Origin of the sequence: Dolichospermum sp. FACHB-1091 (assembly GCF_014697585.1) — a bacterium.
Classification (GTDB): domain Bacteria; phylum Cyanobacteriota; class Cyanobacteriia; order Cyanobacteriales; family Nostocaceae; genus Dolichospermum.
Genome location: NZ_JACJSB010000021.1, coordinates 1 through 25,301, shown reverse-complemented (window position 1 = coordinate 25,301; position 25,301 = coordinate 1). Strand labels below are relative to the sequence as shown.

Annotated in this window: 20 protein-coding genes, 1 rRNA gene, 1 pseudogene and 1 riboswitch; of the genes and pseudogenes, 13 read left to right on the top strand and 9 right to left on the bottom strand. The window is 36.9% G+C overall.

Features of this window, described 5'->3' with window-relative positions; genetic code table 11:
- The first annotated feature begins 175 nt into the window (after nucleotides 1-175).
- Entirely contained in the window at nucleotides 176-1,261 is a 1,086-nt protein-coding gene (locus H6G25_RS14230) for an amidohydrolase family protein (protein ID WP_190393041.1), read from the top strand.
- A gap of 443 nt (nucleotides 1,262-1,704) precedes the next feature.
- Entirely contained in the window at nucleotides 1,705-7,605 is a 5,901-nt protein-coding gene (locus H6G25_RS14225) for an AAA family ATPase (RefSeq protein ID WP_190393040.1), read from the top strand.
- A 281-nt stretch (nucleotides 7,606-7,886) separates the two neighbouring features.
- Here H6G25_RS14225 and H6G25_RS14220 read toward each other — a convergent pair whose 3' ends face one another.
- The 3 genes from H6G25_RS14220 to H6G25_RS14210 form a co-directional block, all read right to left on the bottom strand.
- Entirely contained in the window at nucleotides 7,887-8,696 is an 810-nt protein-coding gene (locus H6G25_RS14220) for a TPM domain-containing protein (protein ID WP_190393039.1), read from the bottom strand.
- 183 nt (nucleotides 8,697-8,879) lie between these two features.
- On the bottom strand, nucleotides 8,880-9,284 hold the full coding sequence (locus H6G25_RS14215) for a hypothetical protein (protein WP_190393038.1): 405 nt from the start codon (nucleotides 9,282-9,284) through the stop codon (nucleotides 8,880-8,882).
- Nucleotides 9,285-9,295: 11 nt separating this feature from the next.
- Nucleotides 9,296-9,664: a YtxH domain-containing protein gene (locus tag H6G25_RS14210; RefSeq protein WP_028090053.1), complete on the bottom strand. Its 369-nt coding sequence runs from the start codon at nucleotides 9,662-9,664 to the stop codon at nucleotides 9,296-9,298.
- A gap of 127 nt (nucleotides 9,665-9,791) precedes the next feature.
- A riboswitch (cobalamin riboswitch) is annotated at nucleotides 9,792-9,955 on the top strand.
- A gap of 21 nt (nucleotides 9,956-9,976) precedes the next feature.
- On the opposite strand from H6G25_RS14210, the gene H6G25_RS14205 reads away from it, so the two are divergent.
- The 6 genes from H6G25_RS14205 to H6G25_RS14180 all read left to right on the top strand — a co-directional run bounded on the left by H6G25_RS14205 (nucleotide 9,977) and on the right by H6G25_RS14180 (nucleotide 14,028).
- The gene (locus H6G25_RS14205) at nucleotides 9,977-10,756 is read left to right on the top strand and encodes an energy-coupling factor ABC transporter permease (protein WP_190393037.1); all 780 of its coding nucleotides are present in this window, start codon (nucleotides 9,977-9,979) and stop codon (nucleotides 10,754-10,756) included.
- Nucleotides 10,743-11,039: an energy-coupling factor ABC transporter substrate-binding protein gene (locus tag H6G25_RS14200; RefSeq protein ID WP_028084892.1), complete on the top strand. Its 297-nt coding sequence runs from the start codon at nucleotides 10,743-10,745 to the stop codon at nucleotides 11,037-11,039. Before H6G25_RS14205 ends, H6G25_RS14200 begins: the two co-directional genes overlap by 14 nt.
- Nucleotides 11,040-11,041: 2 nt before the next feature.
- Nucleotides 11,042-11,854, top strand: coding sequence for a cobalt ECF transporter T component CbiQ (cbiQ, locus tag H6G25_RS14195; protein ID WP_190393036.1), 813 nt, complete (start codon nucleotides 11,042-11,044; stop codon nucleotides 11,852-11,854).
- A complete protein-coding gene (locus tag H6G25_RS14190; RefSeq protein ID WP_190393035.1) occupies nucleotides 11,829-12,659 on the top strand; it encodes an ABC transporter ATP-binding protein in 831 nt (276 codons plus the stop codon). The genes cbiQ and H6G25_RS14190 overlap by 26 nt, the downstream gene beginning before the upstream one ends.
- 209 nt (nucleotides 12,660-12,868) lie before the next feature.
- Nucleotides 12,869-13,105, top strand: a complete 237-nt coding sequence (locus H6G25_RS14185) for a hypothetical protein (protein ID WP_190393034.1) — start codon at nucleotides 12,869-12,871, stop codon at nucleotides 13,103-13,105.
- Between the two features lie 143 nt (nucleotides 13,106-13,248).
- The gene (locus tag H6G25_RS14180) at nucleotides 13,249-14,028 is read left to right on the top strand and encodes a hypothetical protein (protein WP_190393033.1); all 780 of its coding nucleotides are present in this window, start codon (nucleotides 13,249-13,251) and stop codon (nucleotides 14,026-14,028) included.
- Between the two features lie 52 nt (nucleotides 14,029-14,080).
- Here the strand turns inward: H6G25_RS14180 and H6G25_RS14175 are convergent, their stop codons facing one another.
- From H6G25_RS14175 to H6G25_RS14155, 5 genes are all read right to left on the bottom strand, one after another.
- Nucleotides 14,081-15,097 carry an ABC transporter ATP-binding protein gene (locus H6G25_RS14175; RefSeq protein ID WP_190393032.1) on the bottom strand — a complete coding sequence of 339 codons (1,017 nt, stop codon included), beginning with the start codon at nucleotides 15,095-15,097 and terminating at the stop codon, nucleotides 14,081-14,083.
- A complete protein-coding gene (locus H6G25_RS14170) occupies nucleotides 15,094-16,185 on the bottom strand; it encodes an iron ABC transporter permease (RefSeq protein WP_190393031.1) in 1,092 nt (363 codons plus the stop codon). The genes H6G25_RS14175 and H6G25_RS14170 overlap by 4 nt, the downstream gene beginning before the upstream one ends.
- Nucleotides 16,185-17,396, bottom strand: a complete 1,212-nt coding sequence (locus H6G25_RS14165) for an ABC transporter substrate-binding protein (protein WP_190393030.1) — start codon at nucleotides 17,394-17,396, stop codon at nucleotides 16,185-16,187. The genes H6G25_RS14170 and H6G25_RS14165 overlap by 1 nt, the downstream gene beginning before the upstream one ends.
- Before the next feature lie 73 nt (nucleotides 17,397-17,469).
- The gene (locus H6G25_RS14160) at nucleotides 17,470-18,330 is read right to left on the bottom strand and encodes a (2Fe-2S) ferredoxin domain-containing protein (RefSeq protein ID WP_190393029.1); all 861 of its coding nucleotides are present in this window, start codon (nucleotides 18,328-18,330) and stop codon (nucleotides 17,470-17,472) included.
- Between the two features lie 17 nt (nucleotides 18,331-18,347).
- Nucleotides 18,348-20,450: a TonB-dependent receptor gene (locus H6G25_RS14155; protein ID WP_190393028.1), complete on the bottom strand. Its 2,103-nt coding sequence runs from the start codon at nucleotides 20,448-20,450 to the stop codon at nucleotides 18,348-18,350.
- A gap of 353 nt (nucleotides 20,451-20,803) precedes the next feature.
- Here H6G25_RS14155 and H6G25_RS14150 point away from each other — a divergent pair, with 353 nt between their 5' ends.
- The 3 genes and pseudogenes from H6G25_RS14150 (at nucleotide 20,804) to H6G25_RS14140 (ending at nucleotide 22,098) form a co-directional block, all read left to right on the top strand.
- Nucleotides 20,804-20,941: a hypothetical protein gene (locus H6G25_RS14150; protein ID WP_190393027.1), complete on the top strand. Its 138-nt coding sequence runs from the start codon at nucleotides 20,804-20,806 to the stop codon at nucleotides 20,939-20,941.
- Between the two features lie 35 nt (nucleotides 20,942-20,976).
- Nucleotides 20,977-21,303 (top strand): annotated as a pseudogene (locus tag H6G25_RS14145) (cytochrome d ubiquinol oxidase subunit II); the annotation flags it as partial.
- A gap of 336 nt (nucleotides 21,304-21,639) precedes the next feature.
- Nucleotides 21,640-22,098, top strand: a complete 459-nt coding sequence (locus tag H6G25_RS14140; protein WP_190393026.1) for a pentapeptide repeat-containing protein — start codon at nucleotides 21,640-21,642, stop codon at nucleotides 22,096-22,098.
- Nucleotides 22,099-22,504: 406 nt separating this feature from the next.
- Here the strand turns inward: H6G25_RS14140 and metK are convergent, their stop codons facing one another.
- Nucleotides 22,505-23,743: a methionine adenosyltransferase gene (gene metK / locus H6G25_RS14135; protein WP_190393025.1), complete on the bottom strand. Its 1,239-nt coding sequence runs from the start codon at nucleotides 23,741-23,743 to the stop codon at nucleotides 22,505-22,507.
- 385 nt (nucleotides 23,744-24,128) lie between these two features.
- Here metK and tsaB point away from each other — a divergent pair, with 385 nt between their 5' ends.
- Both tsaB and H6G25_RS14125 read left to right on the top strand, forming a co-directional pair.
- Nucleotides 24,129-24,827, top strand: a complete 699-nt coding sequence (gene tsaB / locus H6G25_RS14130) for a tRNA (adenosine(37)-N6)-threonylcarbamoyltransferase complex dimerization subunit type 1 TsaB (RefSeq protein ID WP_199319763.1) — start codon at nucleotides 24,129-24,131, stop codon at nucleotides 24,825-24,827.
- A 277-nt stretch (nucleotides 24,828-25,104) separates the two neighbouring features.
- Nucleotides 25,105-25,301: ribosomal RNA gene (locus tag H6G25_RS14125) — 16S ribosomal RNA — on the top strand; the annotation flags it as partial.

The window sequence follows — 25,301 nt, the reverse complement described above, 5'->3', positions numbered from 1 at the left end:
GCCCGCACCACAAGAGATTTTTGGGTATTTTTTTAATTGGAAGTCTCTTACTTAAAAGAGGGCAGGGCGATTGTATGATGTACCGTCAAAAATGGGATAGTTGTCTGAGTCTTTAACAGAAAATCAACTCAATCCCTTCCCGACGTGGATGTAAATCTTATTGGATCTTTAATTTATGCTCAATGGATACAAGATTATTGATGCCGATGCCCATGTGATCGAACCGCCGGATATGTGGGTGAAATACCTCGATCCTGAATTTCGAGAGTTTGCCCCTTCTCATGACATGAAAATCAAAGGAGAACCCATTAGCCAAAACATCCCTAAAAAACTTCAACAAGAAGCAAATAAGCAAATGATGCAGGCTTATCCTCATGCTTATCTCAATCGCTATAATCCTGAATCCCATGTTCAGTCAATGATGCAAATGGGAATGGATGTTGCTTTGATTTATCCTAACTACGGACTCTGGCTGTTTGCCATTGATAGCCTACCTCCCGCAGTGATTGGAGCTTTTACCTATGCCTATAATACTTGGTTATATGAGGAATTTTGTAGTTACGATCCTGATAAGTTAAGAGGAGTAGGAGCGATCAATCAACATGATTCTGAAGGAATGGTGAAAGAGTTGCGCCGTATTGCTAATTTTGGCTGGAAAGCTGTTTTTTTGCGTCCTAATCCTGTTAAGGGTAGAATTTTGAGCGATCCAGCTTACGAACCTTTTTGGACAGAATGTGAAGCTTTGGACATCGCGGTGGGGCTTCATGAAGGCCATTGGAGTCGTTTACCCACAACGGGCGCGGATAGATTTAACACTCGTTTCGCGCTTCATGCCTGTTCCCATCCGATGGAGCAGATGATGGCACTGTTGGCTTTGATTGAGGGGGGGGTTTTAGAACGTCATCCAAACTTGAGAATCGGGTTTTTGGAGTCGGGCTGTGGTTGGCTACCCTATTGGCTATGGCGACTTGATGAGGAGTACAAAACTTTACAGTGGGAAGTCGAAAATCATGTAAAATCGCTGCCATCAGAGTATTTTCGCCGTCAATGTTATATTGCGATCGAACCCTCTGAACCTTATCTGTCTCAACTTATAGACTATATTGGTAATGACAATATTATATTTGGCTCAGATTATCCACACATGGATCATAAGCCCGATATTGTCAGTCAAGTGGTTAAGCTTGAGAAAGATTTATCGAGAGAAACGGTGGAAAAAATACTGTGGCATAATCCCGCCCGCTTTTATGGACTAAGTTAAAACTATTACAGGATTATCCGGTCAGCGTAAAGCTCAGGGTCTTCAGACCTGAGATATAAGCGATACAAGCGGTTTTAACCGCGTTTCTTTTTTTTGGCAAAGATGGGTGAAAAAGACAAGAGAATTTATCTTTTTGTGTTCTACAGTGTTCTATAGTGTTTTATACTGTTCGCAACAGGAACGGCAATCAACCTGTCTAGGCAATCTGTACCTTAGGAGGGGCGTTACCCATTTTATCCTCCCGGCGACTCTGGTAGCTGGAGGCATAAGCAATTAGACTACGTCATCCTGTCTTGCGCTTATATACGTCTTCGTTCTTTGTAAATAATTGAATCTCAATGGATAGAGTAAGCCGTAAATTAGCAGAGTGCTAAACCTCACTAATTAGCTCATCTTATGGCTGATTTCTATATAGGATAACATCAAAACAGGCTACAAGTATTATGTTAACAAACTATCAGATTATCGAAAAAATCTATGAAAGTGCTAACTCATTAGTTTATCGAGCCAAACTAAAGCTAGATAATCAACCTATTATTCTTAAAGTTCTCAAAGAAAACTATCCTACTCCTTCAGAACTCACACGCTATAAACAAGAATATGAAATTACTCGTTCTTTTAATACGGATAGTATTGTTAAAGCTTATAACTTAGAGCGATATGAGAATACTTTAGCAATAATTTTAGAAGACTTTGGCGGTCAATCTTTAAAATCATTACTATCCCAGGGTCAATTAAGCGTAGAAAACTTTCTCACTATTGCGATTAAAATAACTGAGAGCTTAGACGCAATTCACGCTGCCAACATTATTCACAAAGACATTAACCCTTCTAATATTGTTTATAACCTGCAAACAGAACAACTCAAAATCATTGACTTTGGCATTGCTACCCCTTTATCTCAAGAATTACTAACGGTTTGCCCCCTTAATCAACTAGAAGGAACTTTAGCTTATATTGCGCCAGAACAAACAGGTAGAATGAACCGAGGAATAGATCATCGCAGTGATTTTTATTCTCTTGGTGTTACTTTCTATGAACTTTTAACCAACAAACTTCCTTTTGAAGCCACTGACCCAATGGAGTTAGTTCATTGTCATATCGCACAACAACCATTACCAGTGCATGAACTAATTCCTGATCTTCCCTTAGCTGTATCTAATATCGTCAGAAAATTGTTGGCTAAAACCCCAGAGGAAAGATATCAAAGTGCTTGGGGAATTAAAGCTGATTTAGAAACCTGTCTTAATCAATTAAAGACTCTAGGGCAAATTTCTCAGTTTCCTTTAGGAAGTCAGGATATTGCCCAGAAGTTTCATATTTCTCAAAAACTGTATGGTCGAGAACAGGAAGTTATTCAACTTTTAACGACTTTTGAGAAAGTTAGTCAAGGGACAACGGGAATGATTCTCATCTCTGGTTATTCAGGCATTGGAAAATCTGCTTTAGTCAATGAAATTCACAAACCCATTACACGCCAACGAGGACAATTTATTAGTGGTAAATTTGACAAACTGAAGCGGGATATTCCTTATTATGCGATTGCTCAGGCTTTTCAAGACTTAATCCGTAAACTGTTAAGCGAACCGGAAATAACCCTAGTAACTTGGAAAAAGAAGATTTTAGAAGCATTGGGCAATAATGGTCAAATTATTATTGATCTAATTCCTGATGTCGAAAAAATTATTGGACAACAGCTACCAGTAGAGGAGCTAGATAGAACTGAAAGTCAAAATCGATTTAATTTATTTTTTAAAAGATTTCTTAGTATTTTTTGCCAACAAGAACATCCTTTAGTTATCTTTGTTGATGATTTACAGTGGGCAGATTTACCTTCTCTGAAGTTAATTGAACAATTAATGTCAGATCCCGACAACCAATATTTTCTAATGATAGGGGCATATCGAAATAATGAAGTGAGTTCGACTCATCCCCTCATGCACACTTTAGAGAAAATTAATCAAGGGAAAGTCCTAGTCCATCAGATTACCCTTTACCCCTTAAAATTTGACCATATTAATCAATTAATTGCTGATACACTCAGTTGCTCAAGAGAAGTTTCAAAACCTTTAGCTAAGTTAGTTTTCAAAAAAACAGAAGGAAATCCTTTTTTTCTGACGCAACTTCTCTATTTTTTGCACAAAGAAAATTTATTAGTATTTAATCTGTCTCGAACTCTTCTTAATTCTGAAGAAAATCAACAAGGTTATTGGCAATGGAATATACAGCAAATTGAAAGTGTATCGATTACTGATAATGTAGTTGAATTAATGGTTAGCAAAATAGACAAATTATCTCCAAAAACTCAACAAATTCTCAAAATAGCAGCTTGTATTGGGAATCAGTTTAATTTAGAAATTCTTGCCACTATTAATAAGACATCTGATATAACTACAGCTCAAGAACTACAGTCTTCTCTTGATGAAGGCTTAGTCGTTCCCTTGGATAACAATTACAAATTTCCTCTACTGTGGAATGCAGAAAAGTTGTCAAATAATATAGCGGTTCTCGGTTTAGTGAGATACAAGAACCCCACCCCCAACCCCCTCCCCGCAAGCGAGGAGGGGGCAAATGAAGTATCTCATTCAAGTGCATACCGCTATAAGCGACAAGATGCTTTTTACTATTCAGGCGATATTCATTATCGGTTTTTACATGACCGAGTGCAAGAAGCGGCTCAGTCTCTCATTTCGGAAAAAGAAAAAGAACATTTTCATCTGCAAATAGGACGTATTTTATTAGAAAAATATCAAGGAGAGCATGAATTAGAAGAGAAAATATTTGATATTGTTAATCAACTTAATAAGGGAGCAATATTAATTACCGATCAATTAGAAAAAAAAGAACTGGCTAAGTTAAATTTAAAAGCAGCAAAAAAGGCAAAAACGTCAACAGCTTATGACTCGGCTTTAAGATATTTAGAAAAGGGGTTAGAATTGTTGACATTAAATAGCTGGAAAACGGATTATGAATTGACTCTAGAACTTTATGTTGAAACCTTAGAAGCCTTTTACTTAAATACTAAATTTACTCAAATCGAGAAACTATCTAAGACTCTTTTAAAGAGAGCTAAAAACCAATTCGACAAACTCAAGGTATATGAAATACAAATTATTTACTACTTCGCCATATTTCAGCCTCAAAAAGCGATAGATATTGCCATCAACGTTTTACTAGAACTAGATATCAAAATTTCTCTTCAAGAAAATGAAATAAAAAAAAGAATTAGTAACCGACAGAAATCCATAAAGTTGCTTTTAAAAAACAAATCGATTGAAGACCTAGCCGATAACTTTCTAATGACTGATGCTAAAAAACTAGCAGCTATTAAAATAATACAGCAAATTCTCTCTGCTTCAAATACAACTAATTTTCTTCTATTTACGGAATTGGTACTAACCTTAACTCGTCTCTGTATCAAATACGGTAATCCTCCACAAGCTTCTACGATTTATGCTTTTTATGGAATGCTCACGTTGGCAATGACGACAGAAATTGATTATAGTTATAAGTTTGGAAAACTAGCTATTAAATTATCAGAAAAGGATAATAATCAGAAATTTAAAATCGAAGTAATCTTTATATATTATGCTTATATATGGTGTTGGAAAAATCCGCTAAATGACCCAATCCTTGAAGAAAAATTACTTTATGGCTTGCAACAAGGACTTAATACAGGACATTATGAATATGTTGGTTTTCTGGCTTTTGCTTATTGTATTATCAAATTTATGGGAGGATCTAATTTAGAAGAGATTGAACAGAATTCTCAAAAATATATTCAATTAGTAACCAAACTTAATCAAGAATATGCTCGTGGTTGTCTAGAAATTGTAAACAATACTGCTAAATATGTACGAGTTCGAGATATTAATTGCAATAAAGATTTTTTCTTATTAGGAAATTCTCAAGATGAAGAAGATAAACGTTTACAAAAATATCTTGAGCAAAATAATCAATGGTTACTATTTATTTATTATTTTGGAAAAATGGTGGATTGTTATATTTTTAAAGCATTTTTTGAATCTTTGGAAAATAGTCAACATACAGAAAAATATGTAGAGGTAACGAGTGGTGCAGCCTCATTTAAAGCACAACATAACTTTTATTCTTCTCTTAGCTCTCTGGCTCACTACCGTAATTGTGACTATAATCAACAAAAAGAATTACTGAATAAAGTTGAAAAAAATCAGAAGAGTATGACAATATGGGTTTGCCACTGTCAATCCAATTTTCAACACAAATATGATCTAGTTGAAGCAGAAAAAGCTAGAGTTTTAGGTCAAAATTGGCAAGCAGAAGAATATTATGAAAAAGCCATTCAAGGAGCGAAAAAATATGAATTTATCCATGAAGAAGCCTTAGCCTACGAACGTGCTTCAGAATTTTATTTTTCTCTAGGTCGAGAAGAGATCGGTAAATTGTATCTCAGAAATGCCCATCATTGTTATCTCCGTTGGGGAGCAAAAGCCAAAGTCAAACAACTAGAAGAAGAATATCCTCAATATTTATTGGGTATAACCAATCAAAGTAAATCTAATAAACTGAGTACAAGGATCTCCACCACTGGAAGCGATGGAGAAGTGCTTGATCTGACAACCATTCTTAAAGCCTCCCAAGCCATCTCAGGTGAAGTCAATCTCGAAAATCTACTACAAAAACTGATAAAAATTACCATCGAAAATGCAGGAGCGCGAAAAGGTTGCCTGATTTTAAAAAAAGAGGATAATTGGGTTATCGAAGCCGAAGGAACAGCCAATAACGACGAAGTTAATCTCTTGCAATCTATTCCCATAGACTCAGTAAATACTGATAACGATATTCCCATTTTACCGACAACCATTATTAACTATGTCGCTCGTACCCAAGAATCTCTCGTTTTAAATAACGCCGTCTCAGAAGGGCAATTTGTTAACGATCGCTATATTATCGCCAACCAAACAAAATCCATTCTCTGCGTACCTTTACTCAATCAAGGAAACCTAAGCGGTATTGTCTATCTCGAAAATAACTTAACCACAGATGCTTTTATACCTGAACGCATCGAACTTTTAAATATACTGTCCGCCCAAGCCGCCATTTCGATTGACAACTCCCGACTCTACCAAACCCTAGAACAAAAAGTAGAAGAACGTACCAAAGAACTCTCCCAAACCCTAGAAATCCTCAAAGCCACCCAAGCCGAACTCCGTTTTGAAAATGATTTACTCCGTAGCGAAGAATCCTTTTCAACTTTTGATTACCAAGTAGGCGGAAGCTTGCCGATGGATGCCTCTACCTACGTCGTCCGAGCAGGCGATCGCTACCTGTATAAAGCCCTAAAACAAGGAGAATTTTCCTATGTTCTTAATGCCCGACAGGTGGGCAAATCTAGCTTAATGGTGCGGATGATTGACTATCTCCAGCGCGAGGGTTATTGCTGTGCGCCCATTGATATGACCCGTATCGGTAGTGAAAACGTGACTCCAGAACAATGGTATAAAGGATTTGCCTTTGAGCTATTGCGCCGTTTTGATTTGCGGAGCAAAATTAATTTAAAAACCTGGTGGCAAGAACGAGAGGATATTTCCCCTGTTCAAAGATTAGGTGAATTGATCGAAGAGGTGCTATTAACTGAAGCAGGTGTAGGAAATGGCATTCCCACCAAACCCTTGGTTATTTTTATTGATGAAATTGATAGCGTTCTCGCCTTAAAATTCCCCGTTCATGACTTTTTTGCCCTGATTCGTTCCTGTTACAATCAACGTAGTCTTAATCCCGCCTATCAACGTTTGACCTTCGCTCTTTTTGGAGTCACAACGCCTAGCGATTTAATGAACGATGTTCAGATAACCCCTTTTAATATTGGTCAAGCCGTTTATCTAGAAGGCTTTAAAGAACATGAAGCCCAACCTTTATTGCAAGGCTTAGGCGAAAAAGTCAGTAATCCCCAAACCTTGCTCAAAGAAGTCTTAAACTGGACAAATGGTCAACCCTTTCTCACTCAAAAAATCTGTAAACTGATTCGTGATACTACTACTCCCATTCCCGTTAACGATGAAGCGGCCTGGATCGAGAACTTAATCCAAACCCAGGTAATCCAGCATTGGGAATATCAGGATGAACCAGAGCATTTGAAAACAATTCGAGATCGCCTTCTCAACAGTAAACAATCAGCCCAACTCTTAGAATTTTACTGTCAGGTGTTAGAACAGGAAGAAATTATCCTGACTGATAGTGCTGTAGAAAAAGAATTAGTTTTATCAGGGTTAGTGATCAAAAAACAAGGTCTCTTCAAAGTTAATAACCGTATTTATGAATTAATTTTTAACAAATCTTGGCTGAAAAAATATCACGATTTTTGAAGTAACCTAAGTAACCTAATTTCTCCAGGGTAAACTTAAATAATTGACGCAGTGTTTCTAGTAGTTCTGTCCAATATTCTCTGGGGGTTGCTTCTATTTCAGGGATTAGCAATTCGAGAGAGCTTGGGGATAGCGAGGCGCGACCTAGGAATCGCTTGTTCCAGTTGCGTAAGTCCTGTTGGTATATCTGAACTTTCCACACTTCAATTTGTAAGTCCACTTAGGTGGACTTTATGTATGTAGTAGCGATTTATAATCGCCGTCAACTTTTAAAACATCCTCTAAGATTCAGCCCCCGAAGAAGGCCGACTAAAAACAGGGGATAAATAAGCCACTAAAGCACCAATAGCAAAAGCGGAAATATTGCGAACTAGAGGCAACCAGTCACTTGTACGGGTAATAACTGGAGCAATCCCGAAGGCAATAAATAACATTCCCCATAAGGGTGAAAAAATTAACGCCCATTGCCAAGCCAGTATTTGTTTATCGTTGCGGGGTTGAGCGGCAAAACCGCAAATAATTCCACCCACAGCGGAGGTGACAAGGGTGAGTATCCATTGTTCTCTAGGGAGTCCAGGAACTACATTACAACCGCCTTTAAGTAAGCAACCTTTAACTGAATCTAAGGACTGGAGAATGGCTTGATCTTCTCCTTGTTCACGGACAAAGTATAAGTTACCAAAGCGGGTTTGTAGTTCAATCCAGAAGGTGCGCGGTAGGAATTGATAAACTGCATCACCCACGCTAAAGCTAAGAATATTACCACCACGGGCATCTGCGACTAGGAGAATACTTTTATCATCTAATCCCCAATATTTAATTACTGCTCTACCTGGGGTGCGGTCATACTGGGTTAAAACGCGCAACTTCCAACCAGTATCAGCTTCAAACTGGTCTAATTCTTTAACTAATTTTTCTTCTTGGGGGTCAGGGAGAGTTTTTGCTAAATCTACTACTGGTGTGACAAAACCCGGTAATAAATCGGGATTTTCATAAGCTAGGGCTGATGGAGAATTAATTGCCCAGATTGACCCAGCAAAGCAAAATAAGGCAATTGATACTAAAATTCGTCGCCAAGAACACAGGTGCATGAACGTTTTTATACTATTATTAACAGGATGATGTAACAAGTGCTTTGCAAAGAGTCACGTAAAAGTGATACTTCTTTACACTTCTTTACTTTACTCTAATATTAGTTAGATAGATCAACAAAACCTGATTGAGAAATTAGAGACTGGAGATAACTGTCATGTTATTGGGTTATTGGTAATTTATCATTGATTAGTTAGGGTTCTAGCACTTCTTTTAGCAGGTCTTTTCCGATTTAAACTTATCAAAGCAGCTTTAATACCAATTAAAACACTACGAGTGCCAACTTGAATATTTTCTGCTTGTTTTTTGGCACTATTTAGGCTTTGGTCAAATTGTTTGACAACTTGACCAGCGCTTTTTACACCTTCACTAACATCATCAGTTAAATCTGTTATTTCTAAGCTGGTGTTGCGGATAGCATTAAGAGTAGGTGGTAACTCCCGTGAAAGAGTATCAAAGAATTTTTCGGCACTGCGGGCGGCACGGGCTAACTCCTGCAAAGCGGGTATAGATGCCACCAGAACAGCCGTGAGACTAGCAGCAACCAAGAGGATAGATAGTCCCAACCAAAATAAAGGATCAATCACTGTTATCTCATTTATAAACGTTCTAGTTTTTGAGTCAAATTATCGGTGTCGTCTGCGATGCTGCTGACATTAACAGTATTCTTCTGATTTAAACCTTGGATTTCGCGCTGAGTAGCATCTATACCCACAGCGATCGCTTCCCGCAGTCTATCTACAGTTTCATCCCAGTTTTGCAGGGTGTTAGTAGAAATACGATCTGCCTGAATTTGTACACTGGTAGATATATCTTCAGCTAATTCAGGGATAGCATGAGCGGATTTTTTGAGAAGTTTACGGGTTTCGCGGCCTGTGCGGGGAGCAACCAGCAAACCGGCTAAAGTACCGATAGCAGCCCCTATCATCAAACCGCCAATAAAAATTCCAGAACGGTTGTTAGACATTTTTTTTAATTTTCCACTCTATAAAACTTATCTTATATCTTGCACCCTGGCGATGAAAATTTGGGGTGACAAAGCACCCGGATTTTGTCTAAGTTGTATTGAGAATTTAAGTTCTATTGGGAATAATGATATAGTTGTTACCATCGGTTCTGATGGGGAGCAGCCAATGGCTAACACCTCGCTGCACTATTGGACGTAAGGGGGAAAGTCTGGTGCAAGTCCGGCACTGTCCCGCAACTGTGAGCCGAAACATGGTAAGTCAGAATGCCCACCGATAGAATTACGCTTATATGAATCTGCGAGGTACAGATTATGTCCAGAAAAAAACAGGCATTAGTTAGTCTCACCCTAATGGCTGTTATTAGTTTTTACTTGGTAGTTGGTTTTCCCAAACCTGCTTACGCAATGCACATTATGGAAGGTTTTTTACCAGTGCAGTGGGCAATTTTTTGGTGGGTTGTAACATTACCATTTTTCATTTTAGGATTGCGTAGTCTAACTCGCATTACCCAAGCTAACCCCGAATTGAAACTCTTATTAGGTTTAGCTGGTGCTTTTACCTTTGTCTTGTCAGCCTTGAAAATTCCTTCTGTTACTGGTAGCTGTTCTCACCCCACAGGCACGGGATTAGGTGCGGTGCTGTTTGGACCTCTGACTATGACAGTTTTGGGTAGCTTGGTATTGTTATTTCAAGCCTTATTACTGGCCCATGGTGGTTTAACCACACTTGGTGCAAATGCCTTTTCCATGGCGATCGCTGGACCCTATGCAGCTTACTGGATATATAATACCACAATGGGGCTGACTGGTAAACAAAAAATCGCCATCTTTTTAGCAGCAACTTTGGCAGATTTACTCACCTATATTATCACTTCTATCCAACTTGCTTTGGCTTTTCCTGCACCAGTCGGTGGATTTATCGCTTCATTTGCCAAATTCGCGGGAATTTTTGCCCTTACTCAAGTACCCTTAGCAATTAGTGAAGGATTACTAACTGTCTTAGTTTGGAACTGGTTACAATCTTATAATCCTCAAGAATTAGAACTTTTGCAATTAATCAAGGGAAGAAATCACAGTAATGAATCAATCTAATCAAAGTTTAAATAACTGGTTTTTAATATTAGCAGTTTTGGCTTTAGGAGTTGCACCATTAATATTTGTACCCCATGGAAAGTTTGGCGGTTCTGATGACAAAGCTAAAGCCGCTATTACAGAAATACAACCTGAATATAAACCTTGGTTTCAATCACCATTTACACCAGCTAGTGGGGAAATAGCCAGTTTATTATTTGCGTCTCAAGCAGCTTTAGGTGCGGGAGTAGTTGGTTACGCAATTGGTGTATATAAAGGACGTTCAAAACGAGAAAGAAGTTAAGAATGACTTTAAAATTAGATACCCTAGCTTACACTAATCAACTGCGAAAATTACCACCAGAACATAAACTCATTTTTGCATTTACCACTCTGATTATTTCTCTTTGTAGTCATCCTTTAGTGCAAATTTTGATAGTAATTTGGATGAGTATTTGGACAGTAATTTATGCCAAAATTCCCGCTGGAATTTATTGGCGCTTGTTAATATTCACCATAGTTTTTTGTTTGACAAGTTTACCAGCATTAATGGTCAATGGAGTTACAATTTCTCATCTAGAAATTGTCAAATTAGATTCATTTTACGGGTTAAATTTTGGAAACTTCTATATTTATATTAGTCGGAGTGGCAGCATTCAAGCATGGGGAATTTTAACCAGAGCATTAGCCTCTGTTTCTTGCTTATATTTTCTCATGTTAACTGTCCCATTCACAGAAATTTTGCAAACTTTACGTTGGTTGAAATTTCCAGTGCTTTTAACTGATTTGTTATTACTAATGTATCGGTTTATTTTCATTTTGCTAAAAACAGCCAATGAATTATGGACAGCACAAAATTCTCGTAATGGCTACCGCAATTGGCATACTAGCATGAAAAGTTTAGCATTATTAATCGGACAATTATTGCAGCGAACTCTACAACAATATAGTCAATTTTCCCTGGGACTGCAAGCACGAGGTTTCGCAGGAGAACTGCGATTTTGGCATCCCCGTCGTTATCGTTTATCTCCACGATATACTATAGAAGCAATTTGTGGCTGTGTAATATTAATAGGATTAGAAATTTGCCAAAATGCAGGAATATTTACTCGAATTTGAGCAGGTATATTACACCTATCCCGGTTCAGAAAGGCTACAGCAACCAGCTTTAAATGGTTTAAATATGAGGATTCCTTCAGGGAAAAAGTGTGCCTTAATTGGTCAAAATGGTTGTGGTAAAACTACACTTTTCTTATTAGCTAACGGACTATATAAACCCAATTCTGGAGTTGTTAAATGGTGTGGTGAACCATTAATTTATAATCGGCAATATCTCAGTCAAATTAGGCAAAAAGTCGGTTTAGTATTTCAAGATCCTGAACAACAATTAGTAGCTTCTACAGTTGAAGAGGATATATCTTATGGTTTGTGTAATTTAGGTTTACCCACAGCAGAAATTAAACAGCGAGTAGAACAAATATTGGATGAATTTGAATTAACCAATTTAGCAGAAACACCAGTACATCATCTCAGTTTAGGGCAGAAAAAAAGAGTTTCTATTGCTGATATTATGGTACTAAAACCGCAACTTTTAATATTAGATGAGCCAACGGCATATTTAGATATTAAACATACTCGTAATTTGATGAAAACTCTCAAAAAAATTCATCAACATGGTCAGACTTTATTAATGGCCACCCACGATTTAGATTTAGTCTATCGCTGGGCTGATTGGGTTTTTGTCATGGATAAAGGACAATTGATGTTAGAAGGAAAACCAGAAGATGTATTTAGCCAAAGGACACTTTTAAAAGAATTAGAATTGGGTGTACCATTAATATATGAAATGTTGTTTAATGAGCTATCTCCTGAAGAGGGAATAATTATAGAACGACTCCGAAAACAGATACTAAAGGACGTTTGAAAATGGAGTTTACCGTAACCTATTGTAGGTTGGGTTAAGCGACAGCGCAACCCAACAAAGTTCTAAAAATGTTGGTTTTTTGCGTCAAACCAACCTAATTAGAAATGGAATGTCAAAAGACAGTCTGTCAAACATTTTTAAATTCTGTTAATGAACCAAAAAGAGGATTATAGTAAATTAGTTAATTAAAATCTCTGTGGAAATTGGATATGCAGCTTCAAAAAGTCCCTACTATTGCAGTCATTGTTGCAGTCATGACTGCAGTCATTGTTGGTGAAAATGCCGTGACCCTTTCTCAACTACCTTCTGTATGGGAACATATGAATCTCGAAGAAGTTACGGACATTTTCGCGTTGATCGGGGTTTTAGTTTCTGTCCTCGCAGGAACAGTAAACTTGATAAATCAACTTCTACGCCTGAAAAGAAGCAACCCAAAAAAGTTCTAAAAATGTTGGTTTTTTGCGTCAAACCAACTTAATTAGAAATGGACTGTCTTTTGACAGTCTGTCAAATATTTTTAAATTCTGTTAATGAACCAAAAAGAGGATTATAGTAAATTAGTTAATTAAAATCTCTGTGGAAATTGGATATGCAGCTTCAAGAAGTCCCTACTATTGCAGTCATTGTTGGTGAAAATGCCGTGACCCTTTCTCAACTACCTTCTGTGTGGCAAGATATCGCTAAAGGTAGGGCAAATGTTAAACTCAGTGACCCAAAAATCTATGTAGAAATGGCGCAGTTGTTTCAATATAAACTGCAATATGGTGATGTTGACTTGTTTAATGAACGTTCCCAATTATTCCATTTAAAACCCTCATTTTCTGAGCTATTTGGGCAAATGGCACGGGAAACCCTAGAATTTTATGGTCATGACTTTATGGTTCATAATTATCCGAACTTTGGAGAAGTTTTAAGTAATTTGGAATCAAAAGGTTGTGAATACAGTGACGAAATCAAAGTAGCGCGTATTGGACTAGAACTTTTCCAGGAATTTGGTTATGATTTACCAGCCAGTTTTTATCATGTCCATTTAGCGCCAATTTATCGAGATCATGTATTTGAAGAAAGAGCTTTAAGATTTGATCAACGAGATATAGAACATAAACGTCCTTGGGATGCTATCCTACACGCAGGTAAGGTATTTGCTATGCAAATGAAAGTACAAAGTATCGCCTCCAAATACGGTTTTACCTATCAACATGGCTGTGGTTGTAACTCTCATCTATCTTCCATTGATCAATCTTCTGGTACATTTGAGTATGAATTAAGTTCGGAAAAACGTCAACGCTGGATTCGGAGTTTTATCTGGACAGCTTGGTATGAATATGCAATATTTCCCATTGTGCCAAATACCAGTTACCTAATTTAATCAAAAGACAATTTGTTAAAGAAGTGGGAGATTTACATCTCCCATTCATGATTTATCTGATGATGTTCAAAAATTTAATTACTTCATACACCGAATAGTGTGTAGATACAGTCTGATTATTGCTAATTTGCCAAAAAACTTGTTCAGATTTAGAAATAACTTTTACTGTGATTTGTGTAGACTTACCACCTTGTAGAACTATAAATCCAACTCTTTTTAAAGCGCGAATTGTCCAAATAGCAGCAACACCCTCACCTATTAACTTAACTTCCCTCTTGTATGGTGTATGCAGATGAAATTCCCCAGAAAAGACATCAAATTCCACACCTTCACTGCGGAAAGTATCAGTAAATATACCATTTAATATCAAATCTTCCGGTGCGCCAACCTGTAGAATACCATTATTTCCTAACAGCCAAATTTTATCAGCAAGACGTAAAGCTAAATCCAAATCATGGGTAGAAAGGAGAATTGCTTGATTTGTATCCCTGGCTAATTGACGTAACAATTGCATAATTTCTACCCGACGTGGTAAATCTAAAAAAGCTGTTGGTTCATCCAATAACATAACAATAGGTGACTGAGCCAAAGCGCGAGCAATCATAATTTTCTGTCGTTCACCATCACTTAATTCACTAACATTACGTTGGGCTAAATTTACTGCTCCCACTGATTTTATTGCCCAATTAATAATATTTTCATCTTCAGATGATAACCTTCCCCACCAGTCAGTATAAGGATATCTTCCCATAGTCACCAAACTATAAGCCGATAACATTCCCACATCAATTTTTTCAGTCAATACTAAACTTAAACGTTTGGCTAATTGTTGTGGTGGTAACTGATAAATATTATCTTCTAAAAGTTTAACTTCTCCGGCAATTGGTGGTTGCATTCCCGCCAGAGTTCTTAATAAAGTAGACTTACCAGCACCATTAGGACCAAGTAGACAAACTAATTCTCCAGTTTGCAAAGATACACAAATATTAGATGCAACATTGCGAATAGTTTTTTGGGAAGTCTTATAACCAATAGTCAAATTGTGAGTTGTCAGAATTGAGGTATTCATGAAGTAAAAGATTTTTTGGAATTACGTTGTAGAATTACCCAAGTAACAACAGGAGTTCCCATTAAAGCTGTAATAGCATTTAAAGGTAAAACCATTTGACTGATTAAAAGTTGGGAAAACAAATCAGCAAATAAAGCTAAAATTGCCCCCATAATTATGACACTAGGGATTAATATCCGATGATCAGAAGTGTTAAAAAGACTACGACAAAGGTGAGGAACTGCTACACCTAAAAATGCTATTGGTCCACAAAAAGCAGTAATCGCTCCTGCTAATATAGCAGCACTGCTAATTACAGAAAATCTGGTTTTTTCTACTGTTAACCCTAAACTGCGTGCATAAGATTCACCTAATAGAAGTGCATTTAAAGATTTTGATTGCAGCATGGCAATTAATAACCCTACACCAATAACTGGAGTTAAAATAGCTAATTGTTGCCAAGTTACCCCTGTAAAACTACCAAAAGTCCACATTATATAACTTTGAATCCGTTCTTTTGAGCTAAATTGCAATAAAATACTTACCATTGCACTTGTTGCATATCCAAATAATAAACCTAAAATCAACAGTGTCATTGTATCTTGTACACGACGAGAAACAACTAACATTAACCCTAATACTGATGCTGCACCAAAACTTGCAGCGGTAACTAAACTAAAATCACCAATTATTCCTAAATCATTTAATAATGTTGGTGCAGTCACACTTGCTGTCAACAAAACTAACGCTACTCCTAAACTAGCGCCGGAACTTATTCCTAATACAAACGGTCCAGCTAAAGGATTTTTAAATAGAGTTTGCATTTGTAAACCACTGACACCTAAAGCTGCACCAGCTAAAATTGCAGTTAAGGCTTTAGGTAAACGAAACTTGAAAATAATACTTGTCCATGTTGTTTTTTCTGCTTCTTGTCCGAGTAAAATTGTAATTACCTGATTAATAGGAATATCCACAGCACCTAAGGCTAAATCTAGTAAAAACGCCAAAACCAAACCTAGCAGTAAAATTGAAAAAACTAGAGCCTTGATTCGAGTTGCAGGTTTTTGGTGTAATAAAGAATTTGATAGTTGAGGTTTTGTAATTAACATTATTGACTAAGTTTCCGGTAATAAAAAAACTGATGATTTTTTAATATTTCAGGATGAAATATTTTGATCAAATCCGATAAAACTACATCTGGATTACTAATTCCACCTTGCCAGTAATCATTACCACCATTAGCATTAACACGAGCATTATTATTATAAAGGTTTCCTATTTTGAAAGCCTTATAATCACCATAGCGATTATCTTCCGTAATCACATCTTTTAAAGTTTGCCAAGATTGTCTAAGATTCAACCAATAATCAGCATTAACAGCACGTTCAAAAACAGTTTCAAAAGATATAGGTAAACTACCAGAAGATTGATCTTGACTCCAGAGATAATTTGCACCTGCGTCAGCGAGATATTTGGCTACATAACTATTACCACCTGGCGTGTACCAAGTTCCCTTAAAATTGAAACCTACAAACACAGTTGGACGATTTTTAACCCTTCTGGCTTTAACAGCGATATCTTCGTATTTCTTAGCAATTGTAGCAAAGATTTTTTCCGACTCTTTTTCCTTGTTAAAAAATAAAGCAGTAAACTTCAACCATTCACTTCTTCCCAATGGTGTATCCTCCATATACTCAGAATTTATTGCCACTTTCAAACCAGCTTCTAGTAACTTAGGAAAACTATCAGTTTCTTGATTTCCAGTGCCAAACGTGGTAATTAATTCAGGATTAATTTCTAAAATTTTCTCCACATTCACAGTAGAATTATTCCCAACAGATACCAACTTACCAGCCTTAATTTTGTCAATAAAATCTGGTGTAGTTACTTGTTTGATATCACTAATAGCGATTAACTTATCAACAACATTTAACTTAGAAAAATGTGGTAAATGAGTGGTAGATAGAGAAACCACAGAATTTACAGGAGTAGTAAATACTTGGGATTTCTCAAACCCTGGTGGTATTGGTGTACCGCATTGAACTAAAACATACTTTAAACTTGTTTTAGCGTCTTTCCAAGGATTTTTAATCGTTACGACTTTGTAGTTTTTATAATATTCAACTGCAAAGCCTTTTGCATGAGTGACCTTAACCTTATTGGGAAAATAATCAACATTGGAATCATAATTTTGAACACAGGCATTGTTAGGAGAATTAACAATCAGACTATTCTCAGAACCTTGACAAGAAACAACCAAGATAGCAACTAAAAACAACTGACATAGAAAAATAATCCCCTTATACTTTTGAGAAATCATCTTCGATATTATTGTTAATTCCCTTTGCCCCTTTGTGCCTGTGTGTGAAAAAATGACCCCAGAAAAACACCAACTAAGGATATATATATTCAACAACCTTATTCCCCTCAAGTAAATGTTCCTGTACAATTCTTTCTGCAACTTCCGGCTTAACACGACTGTACCAAGTTTTATCAGTAGAATGATAAACAACAGGCCCTAACTTACAAACTTGTAAACAACCACTTGTTCTCACTTCCAAATCTAATCCCGCTTTCTCAACAGCAGCTTTTAAAGCATCAAAAGTAGGTTGCCATTTTCGAGAAGGATAACAACGACCAGAAGTACAAACTGCAATATAGCCACATTTGAGAGGATTTTTAGAAAAAGGAATGGGGTTTTTACCTAATACATAAATATCTCTAAGTTCCTGATAAAAAACTAACTTTGTAAAATCAGCCTTGCCTTCAGGAAGTAAATTTTCATCTTCTACATAGGGATTAGGTAAAAATATTGTCATAGCCTTTTCACCAGCACCATTCCAAAGTTGAATACCCCAACTTCTGGGTTCTCCTTGGGGATTTATCCGTCTATAAAATGCACCCTTACTAATCAAACGTTGCTGTCTTACTTCGATAGAGGTTTCAGCATTAGGACCACCTAGCGTTTCCTCAATACATAAGTGAAAATGCCAATCTCTAGTAATAACAGTTAAATATCCATCATAGAGAACACACTTTTTAGGTGCTTCGTGAAACTCCAGTTCCAAAACACTACCTTGTTCCAAATGTCCCAAACCAACTTGATGCCAATTTTGCTGAAATAAAGTATAAGCTAAACAAGCAAGAACATCACCTTGACAATCAAAAAACTCATATTCAATTTGCCAATTATTCCCAGTCGCTTCAATTATTTTTTCATTTACTGGTGTTACCCAACAATTAAAATCAGCCATAAAAAACTCTCCTTGTCTTAAAACGTAGAACTCAAACCAATTTGAAAACCTCTGCCACCGTCAGGAAAACCAGGAAACAACTGATAACGCTGATTAAAAAGATTTTCCACACTACCTGTAACTACTAGTTTATCACTTAAAGGTACAAGCAGTTTAAAATCAAAAGTGGTATAACCAGATAAAAATTCTGTATTTGTATTATTAGTTGGATATCCATTTAAGGAATTCATTAATAAACCCAAATACAAACCTTGGGGAGTTTCATAAGAAACTCCCAAATTTAATTTATCGGCACCAGCAAAACGCAATTCTTTGTTAATTTCTGCCGCGTTAGAACTCTTAAAAATGCGCGGATCATTGGCAGTGTAATTAACAAAAGTATAAATATTTTTAGCAACTTGTAAATTCAAAGTGGCCTCAATTCCCGTAGTTTCCACTAGTCCGATATTTTCCCAAGTTCCCGTATTACCATTTACGGGTGGTGTCAGTCTCTTAAAGGCAATTGTATCCGATACATTATTTTTGAAAAAGGTTAATCTTGCTAAACCAATATTACCAAGTTTTTGGTCAATACCAATATCAAAACTATCACCTCTTTCTGGTTTAAGTTCTGGGTTGCCAATATTACTAGGATTGACATTAAATAAGTTAGCAATGGTGGGAACTCGGAAATTCTGAATGTAATTTGCTCTTAAGGTAGTTGAATCAGAAACAGCATATTTTGTTCCCACAGAAGGAGAGGTAACTGAACCATTTACCAAACTGCTAAAATCTTGACGTAATCCTACATTTACGGTCAAATTAGGGATTAATACTACTTCATATTTGGTAAATAATGCTCCTTGATTAATGTCATTGTCATAATTTAATGTTTCTTTATTTGTAGAATAACTAAAAGAAGTATTCCTAACATTGACATTTCGATAGTCAAAGCCATAAACTAAACTTTGATTTTTAGCAAAATTCCAACTATGTGTAGTTTGAATTCCGTAGGAACTTTGGTTAGTTTGAAAGCGATTTTGAGATGAAACTGAACCACTAGGATCAAAACGAGTGTTTAAAAAATCACCATAAACTTTTGCTGTTAATAAAGAATCATCTCCACCTCCTAGTTTTAAATTCCAGGTTAAATCTGTTAAAATTTGATCTGTGTATTTGCGATTTTTATCTGTAAGTGAATTAAAAAAACCTTGTCCATTGACTGGAAAAGGAATTGGCACTCCTCCCGGTGTTCCTTGTTCTTTATTTAAGTATAAAGTCGAGAAACTGAGAGTATTTCCTTTTCCTAAATCTGCTTCTAATTTGAGATTAAAATTGTTATAAAGTGCATCATTATTTTTTCGAGTTCCTGAAAAATTAGCTTCAGGAATAGAAAAAGGATAATTATTTTCAGCTTGGGTACGGTTGTAACCTACAACCCAAGAAATATCACCTTTTTTACCGCTGTTTTGAATACTCTGTTGATTGAGTCCATAAGCACCAATATTGACTTTTGCCTCTGTGGTAATTTTCTCTGTAGGACGACGGGTGATAATATTAATTACTCCCCCAATTGCATCAGAACCATAAAGAGTTGAACCTCCTCCTGGTAATACTTCAATTCTTTGAATATTATTAGTTGTAAATTCGGAAAGATCAAAACCACCACTACCAGCATTATTAATTGGTCTACCATCAAGTAATATTAATACTTGACCAGTATTAGAACCACGAATAAGTTGACCACTTAAAGCGTTAACTTCTGTTCCTACAGTACCATCACCTAATATACCAGGAAGAAATTTAATTGCTTCTCTGACAGTTCTTGCACCTTGTGCTTCCATTTCTTCACCCGTAATTACATAAATTGGTCGGGTAGAATCTTTCACTGTTCCTTCCTGACGAAAAGGTGAAAAAACAGGTTCATTTAATAGTTCTCCAATGATATTTATTTCAATATCAGCTTCTTTTTCTTTAGTATCTACTGATGTATTTTGAGTAATTTTATTTGAGACCTTTTCTTTATATTGGGGAATTTCTACTGCTGTAACTTTGCAATTTCTACCCCATATTCCCAAGGTCATAGTCAGACTAGACGCAATAATTTGAATTCCCAGTTTCACAACTAAATTAGTAGACATTCTTGACCTCAACACCTGTATAACTAAAAACTTGACAAAGGTAAAACTTACAGTATTTTACATGGCACGGTAAAAACTGCAACAATAAGGACAGAAGGAAGCCGCACTGCATTTATATGATAATTATAATCATTATCATATAAATAGTAAAAAATTGCAATAGCTATTGACATCAATTGAATTATTCGCCTTGTACGGATGAATAGCCAACAATTAATAACATTAATTCTACTTAATTACGCGGAAATAGAAAAATCATCAAACGACCTATTGTCGAACCTTTCAAAGGTTAAAAATTTTGGAAGTAATACTCTATTATTACTATTCTCTACAGTGTTTTATTTGTCTGAGCCATGTATTTTGGTAGCCGCATTATTCGCAAAAGACCAGATTCAAATTTACCAGTACCAAGAGGTGAAATCAAAACAGTAATTGCCACTGAATCCGTAAGTCATATTCCTGATAGTCGTCCTCTAGAAACACGACAATAGCCAGAAATTATATGGAAGCTTTATTGCACTTTTTACCACAAGTTTATATTTTTGCCATAATTCCTTTCTTGGGTATACTATTGATTTTTTTGTTGTTGCAAAGCCTAAACCGCCAGGAGGAGCTTCCCTCGTTTATTTACACAGCTTTAATATTTTTGCTGACATTTATTGGTTTAGGATTTATTGCCTTTCCCTACATCATCCCCCCCACCATTACCATTTATCAAGCCGCTTCTTCTGCCAGTTCAATGGTATTTATGATCACATTTATTGGGTTTTTAATTCCGATTATGTTGTTTTATAACATCTACAATTACTTTGTCTTTCGAGGTAAAGTAGTGATCAGTGAAGAAAGAGAATAAATTCGGTATTTACTGAATAGACATCTCGTAAACAACATTGTGGGAACAATTGATTAGTTGTCTCCACAAAGGTTTGCTATTTACGCACATTTAATTTTTACCCAATGTCTCATAGCAATCCATCACTTCCTAGTCCTGATCACTTATCTGCGTTTATCTGCGTTTATCTGCGTTTATCTGCGTTTAATTATTTTCTATATCCTAACTCCAGATTTTGCCCATTTGTGAAAAAATATCAAGCTTGTGATTTAAATCAACATTTTCCAGCCAATTAGTGAGACAATAATGGCGTGAGGACAAGAACGGACATAACTCCATTATAAAGGGGGAAACTTTATGAAACTTCAACTCTTAGCCGCTATGGCCTTGATAACTCCCCTGTTTCTAGCTAATTCAGTTCAAGCTGGAAGCAAACAAGATTTACAGAAACTTTTGTTAACTAGAGAATGTATTCAGTGTAATCTATCAGGGGCCAACCTTAGCGACGCTCATTTGATTGGTGCTGACTTACGGGGCGCAAATCTTCGAGGCGCTAACCTCACAAATGCTAACTTAGAAGGTGCTGACTTGACGGGAGCAAATTTAGCGGGTGCTAATTTAACATCAGCTTTTGTTACCAATGTTAACCTAAAACAGGCCAATCTCAACAACGCCAACCTGACTGGGGCGACCATTCACGATTCTAACGTCTATCAAGCATCAATGGATAATATTATTATTACTGATGCTGGTATATATAACACAGGAATTGGTGTTGGTGGAGAATATGGAGCTACTCTTCCCGACTGGGACTAAGCTGTTACGCATCTAAATTTGATAATTCTCATCTAACTAGATGTTGTGTAGCGGGCATACTACGACAAGTGTTACAGTGAGCTTGTCGAACTGCTCAGTACAAGTCTTGCCCGCTAGAATCATACAAATTAAATCCAGTTCAACTTAGGCAATTAAATTTACACATTTTAATCTAGTGTCACAAAAGCAAATATATTTTGTTTGTAGTACGGGATTTATCCTTTATTCTTTTACGTTACCCTCCCTGATATGGAAATAAAGTCCTGATTGCAACCTAGTAATTATGACACTTGTGTGAGTTGTGCCTGAATTAAAAAAAGGGGCTATGGATAATTAAATTGTCCATAGCCTCAAAATAATTTTTTATTATCACACTAACTATTTAAGCAATCAGACTTAAATAAGCTTAATTTACAGCTTGCTTTAACACCTGTACCTTGTCCGTGCGTTCCCATGGTAAATCTAAATCCGTTCTTCCCAAATGACCATAAGCTGCAACGTCCTGATAAAAACGTCCGCCTCTTTCACTTGGTAAGTTACGTAAATTGAACACATGGATAATTCCCGCTGGTCGGAGTTCAAAGTTCTCTTTAACTAAGTTTAAGAGAATTTCATCATCTACTTTACCCGTACCAAAGGTATCAACAAAAATGCTAACAGGCCGAGCCACACCAATGGCATAACTTAGCTGTACTTCACACTTTTGAGCCAACCCAGCCGCAACAATATTTTTAGCAACGTAGCGAGCAGCATAAGCAGCAGAACGATCTACCTTCGTGGGGTCTTTACCGGAAAAAGCACCGCCTCCGTGTCGAGAATAACCACCGTAGGTATCAACGATTATTTTCCGTCCTGTTAAACCAGAATCTCCTTGAGGTCCACCAATAACAAACTTACCAGTGGGGTTAACCAAAAACTTGGTTTCCTGACTTGGCTTAATAGTAATATCACCAAATATAGGTTCTACTACTTCCGTCCACAGGTCAGCTTTAATCTTGTCATGTACCTCGGCATCATCGCTAATATCCCCAATAGTAGCTGTATGTTGGGTAGAAATCAAGATAGTATCAATACCTACAGGCTTTCCATCCTCATAGACTACCGTAACTTGGGTTTTACCGTCAGGACGCAGGTAAGGGAGAATACCAGCTTTGCGAACTCCTGCCAATCTCCGGGCAATGCGGTGTGCTAAACTGATAGGTAAAGGCATAAGTTCTGGAGTTTCGTTACAAGCAAAACCGAACATGATACCTTGATCACCAGCACCAATTTTATCAAATAGTTCCTCACTATTTTCTGTACGGCTTTCTTTGGCTACATTGACACCCTGAGCAATATCAGGTGATTGTTCATCCAATGCTATTAAAACACTGGCACTATTCGCAGAAAAGCCGTTATCTGCGTCAGTATAGCCAATTTCCGCGATTTTTTTCCGAGCAAGATGGACATAATTAACATGAGCTTTGGTGGTAATTTCTCCAGTAATTAGCACCAAACCAGTATTAACTACCACTTCTGCCGCCACACGGCTATGAGGGTCTTCTGCGAGTAGCGCATCAATAATCGTATCAGAAATTTGATCACAGATTTTATCTGGATGACCCTCTGTAACTGACTCGGAAGTAAATAAATAACGACGAGACAAAGGAAATTCCTCCTGTGAAAATTTTTTGACTTAATTTCTGAAATCATAACAACATTTGCAGTTTTCGTGATTAGGTATCTTCTATTTCAGTATTAAACAATTTAGATGTAAATAAAATTTATCCAATTACGGATAAATATAGTAGCTTCCAATTAGACATTGGTGAAAATTAAATGTCCCTTTCCTAGAAGCCTTATAAGGAATAAACTTATCTGCGTTTATCTGCGTTTATCTGCGTTTCATGCCTGATTCCTGTACCTATGAGGATGGAAGGTAGTATATTTGAAATCAGTAACACCAATTCTGACAAACTCCATTAATATTAAATTAAAAGCCCAAAATCAAAGCTACCTTAGCTTCCACCCCCAAATAAAATATATTTACTTTGACAACCATATTTCCACTAAATAAATACGCTTTAGCATTGCACACCACCACACCAGAACTAGGTTTGGCAATTAGCAACTTTGCAGATCATACCCAATCTCAAGTTTGGAATTTAGGGCGTGACCTATCCAGTCATATCCATCAATACCTGATAGAACTGATTAAACCACGAACCTGGACAGACCTGGAATTTATCGCCGTCAGCCAAGGACCTGGTGGTTTTACAGGAACTCGCATTGGTATTGTCACCGCTCGTACACTAGCACAACAGTTAAAAATTCCAGTATTTACCATTTCCACCCTGGCCGCAGTAGCTTGGCAAGAACATACCTTACACAACCATTCTAGGTTTGCGGCTGAAATTAAAAATACTACTCCCCTACCGCAAAATTGCCAATATCCAATAATTGCAGTAGAAATGCCAGCACAAAGGGGACAGACTTTTGGTGCTATTTATCAACCAAACCCTGATAATTCCGGTCTTACGGCCTTGTTGCCAGATACAGTATTCACTTCAGCCGCATGGCAAGAAACCCTTGCTAATTGGCAGACCAGTTATCAGTTAATTTCGGCTACATCTCAATTAGCTGCCACTGTTAACAGTATTTTGGAATTAGCTTATTTAAATTGGCGGCAAGGTAAACACCCCCATTGGTCTAAGGCTCTACCCTATTATGGACAGCATCCCATAGATTGACTAATTTAAAAATTTGTCTAACCCTTACCACATAAAGCTTATAGCCAAAATCAGAAATTAAATTCACCCGATTAAAAAAAAAGTTTTTCAAAACCCTTGACAACAACCGGCAGCATTGATATATTGGATAAGTGGCTGAGAGAGAAACAACTCAAGGCAACTGAACCGAGAAAAAATAATACTTTGAAAGAATAGATTAAACCAATCCTCGTCATTAAGATAATTATAGAGGATTCTGAAGCTTGAGATAAGTTTCAGAGCGAAAACAAACTCAAACAAAATGGAGAGTTTGATCCTGGCTCAGGATGAACGCTGGCGGTATGCTTAACACATGCAAGTCGAACGGAATCTTTAGGGATTTAGTGGCGGACGGGTGAGTAACGCGTAAGAATCTACCTTCAGGTCGGGGACAACCACTGGAAACGGTGGCTAATACCGGATGTGCCGAGAGGTGAAAGGCTTGCTGCCTGAAGA

Bases quoted from the DNA above. Each gene is read 5' to 3' on its own strand.
- H6G25_RS14225 (WP_190393040.1), top strand. From the start codon at position 1,705: ATGTTAACAAACTATCAGATTATCGAAAAAATCTATGAAAGTGCTAAC.
- H6G25_RS14175 (WP_190393032.1), bottom strand. From the start codon at position 15,097: ATGAATACCTCAATTCTGACAACTCACAATTTGACTATTGGTTATAAG.
- H6G25_RS14180 (WP_190393033.1), top strand. From the start codon at position 13,249: ATGCAGCTTCAAGAAGTCCCTACTATTGCAGTCATTGTTGGTGAAAAT.
- cbiQ (WP_190393036.1), top strand. From the start codon at position 11,042: ATGACTTTAAAATTAGATACCCTAGCTTACACTAATCAACTGCGAAAA.
- H6G25_RS14230 (WP_190393041.1), top strand. From the start codon at position 176: ATGCTCAATGGATACAAGATTATTGATGCCGATGCCCATGTGATCGAA.
- H6G25_RS14160 (WP_190393029.1), bottom strand. From the start codon at position 18,330: ATGGCTGATTTTAATTGTTGGGTAACACCAGTAAATGAAAAAATAATT.
- H6G25_RS14170 (WP_190393031.1), bottom strand. From the start codon at position 16,185: ATGTTAATTACAAAACCTCAACTATCAAATTCTTTATTACACCAAAAA.
- H6G25_RS14165 (WP_190393030.1), bottom strand. From the start codon at position 17,396: ATGATTTCTCAAAAGTATAAGGGGATTATTTTTCTATGTCAGTTGTTT.
- H6G25_RS14210 (WP_028090053.1), bottom strand. From the start codon at position 9,664: ATGTCTAACAACCGTTCTGGAATTTTTATTGGCGGTTTGATGATAGGG.
- H6G25_RS14185 (WP_190393034.1), top strand. From the start codon at position 12,869: ATGCAGCTTCAAAAAGTCCCTACTATTGCAGTCATTGTTGCAGTCATG.
- H6G25_RS14200 (WP_028084892.1), top strand. From the start codon at position 10,743: ATGAATCAATCTAATCAAAGTTTAAATAACTGGTTTTTAATATTAGCA.
- H6G25_RS14220 (WP_190393039.1), bottom strand. From the start codon at position 8,696: ATGCACCTGTGTTCTTGGCGACGAATTTTAGTATCAATTGCCTTATTT.
- H6G25_RS14190 (WP_190393035.1), top strand. From the start codon at position 11,829: ATGCAGGAATATTTACTCGAATTTGAGCAGGTATATTACACCTATCCC.
- H6G25_RS14140 (WP_190393026.1), top strand. From the start codon at position 21,640: ATGAAACTTCAACTCTTAGCCGCTATGGCCTTGATAACTCCCCTGTTT.
- H6G25_RS14155 (WP_190393028.1), bottom strand. From the start codon at position 20,450: ATGTCTACTAATTTAGTTGTGAAACTGGGAATTCAAATTATTGCGTCT.
- H6G25_RS14150 (WP_190393027.1), top strand. From the start codon at position 20,804: ATGTATTTTGGTAGCCGCATTATTCGCAAAAGACCAGATTCAAATTTA.
- H6G25_RS14205 (WP_190393037.1), top strand. From the start codon at position 9,977: ATGTCCAGAAAAAAACAGGCATTAGTTAGTCTCACCCTAATGGCTGTT.